This is a genomic window from Pantoea sp. CTOTU46764 (assembly GCF_031974595.1).
GTDB classification, from domain to species: domain Bacteria; phylum Pseudomonadota; class Gammaproteobacteria; order Enterobacterales; family Enterobacteriaceae; genus Pantoea; species Pantoea trifolii.
The window spans coordinates 36,427-38,214 of the sequence record NZ_DALYOQ010000043.1; the positions used below are offsets into that span (position 1 = coordinate 36,427).

2 protein-coding genes are annotated in these 1,788 nt (G+C 56.4%); both read right to left on the minus strand.

What is annotated here, in order from left to right; genetic code table 11:
- On the minus strand, positions 1-894 hold an 894-nt coding region (mltG, locus tag RTM06_RS14790), incomplete at its 3' end, for an endolytic transglycosylase MltG (protein WP_312183148.1).
- Complete coding sequence (gene pabC / locus RTM06_RS14795) at positions 891-1,703, minus strand: aminodeoxychorismate lyase (RefSeq protein WP_312183151.1); 813 nt, start codon at positions 1,701-1,703, stop codon at positions 891-893. The genes mltG and pabC, both read right to left, overlap by 4 nt.
- Between the last annotated feature and the right edge of the window lie 85 nt (positions 1,704-1,788).

The window sequence follows — 1,788 nt, forward strand, 5'->3', positions numbered from 1 at the left end:
CTCGGGATGGGCCGCTGCCTGCAATGAGGCTTTGCCCGGCATCGCGATCGGTCCCGGCGGCAAACCGCTAATGGTGTAGGTATTGTAGTCGGTTGGCGTTTCCAGATTTTTACGGGTTAGCGTGCCGGTGTAGCTGTCGCCCATACCGTAAATCACCGTGGGATCGGTTTGCAGTTTCATCCCGGTACGCAGGCGATTGATAAACACCGACGCCACGCGCGCGCGCTCTTCGCTCACGCCAGTCTCTTTCTCAATGATCGACGCCATGGTGACCATGTCCTGCTCTTTCTTGTAAGGCAGATTCTCCATGCGTCCCTGCCAAATCTCATCAACCAGCTTGTTCATGCGCGCATGGGCACGTTCCAGTAGCGCCACATCGCTGGTATTGGCGGTGTAGAGATACGTATCAGGGTAGAAGCTGCCTTCCAGTTGGCTGACATCGAGTTTGAGCGCAGCGGCAACGGTGGCAAATTGATCGTCGGTCAGCGTGTGTTTCAGGTATGGCGCTTTGCGTAGCTCGGCTAACCACTCGGTAAGACGCGAACCTTCAATAAAGCGCACCGGGAACTGCGCTTCTTTACCGCTTGCCAGCAATTGCAGCAACTGTCGCACCGTCATGCCGGTTTCCAGGCGATAGGTACCGGCTTTGAAACGCGCCAGTTCCGGTTCAAGCTTCAGTAACGGGCCAAACCAGATGCTTTGCGGAATGATGTGCTGACTTTCCAGTTGCGCTTCCAGTACCACGCGACCGCTGCCAGCGGGCAAGGTGTAAATGGTTTCCTGCTGCAGTGTTAAGGGCGTCTCGGCTAAACGTTCAATCTGCCAATAGCTAAAGGCGGCGGCGAGTCCTGCGACTACCACAACGCCTGCGAGAATTTTTTTCATTCGAGTCATGATGCTTCCATCGTCGGGCAACTGGCGCGCAGTTGCTGATACAGCGAGCGTGCGCTAAACGAAACGTCGTCAATTTGTCGCACGGGTAAAACGGGCATCAGGGCGTTGCACATCACCACTTCATCGGCGTTCAACACATCGTCCCTGCTGCCATCAATCAGCTGACAAGTCTGGCCATTCGCGGCCATCTGCGCCATCAGATAACGACGCATAATGCCATCCACGCCAGCCTGCTCAAGCCGCGGCGTAAAGACGATATTGCCTTTGCGCCAGAATAAATTGGCCGCACAGCATTCCACCACCGTCCCGTTAGTGTCAAGCACCAGCGCCTCGTCGCCGCCCGTCTGGTCAAGATGCTGGCGAATTAACACCTGTTCAAGGCGATTCAGGTGCTTTACGCCGGCCAGCAACGGATTGCGCGCCAGACGTATTGGGCTGGTGTGGAGCAAGGCGCCCTGCTGTTGCAGCGTGGCGTAATGCTGTGGCCACGGCGAGAGCGAAAGGATGCGCGTCGGTGTTTGGCAGCCTGCGCGGCTATAACCGCGTCCGCCTGCGCCCGGTGTCAAAATCACTTTCAGCACAGCCTGTGCCTGGCCCGCAGCGGCGTGATGCATTTCTGCGGCGAGTTGAGCTAGATCAGGCGCATCCATCAATAACCGTGCGCAGCCCTCTTTCAACCGCTGCAGATGTGCATCCAGCATCATAACCTGGCCGTTGATCACCGCAGCGGTGGTAAAACAGCCATCACCAAATTGCACTGCGCGATCGCGTGCTGAAAGTTCGGTTTGCGCTATGCCGTTTATCCACATGTTAGCCGCCTTGATTACCCCGGAAGAATATATAAAAAAGGCCCGCATTGCGGGCCTCTGTATGGCTGAGGAGCGATTAAACCTT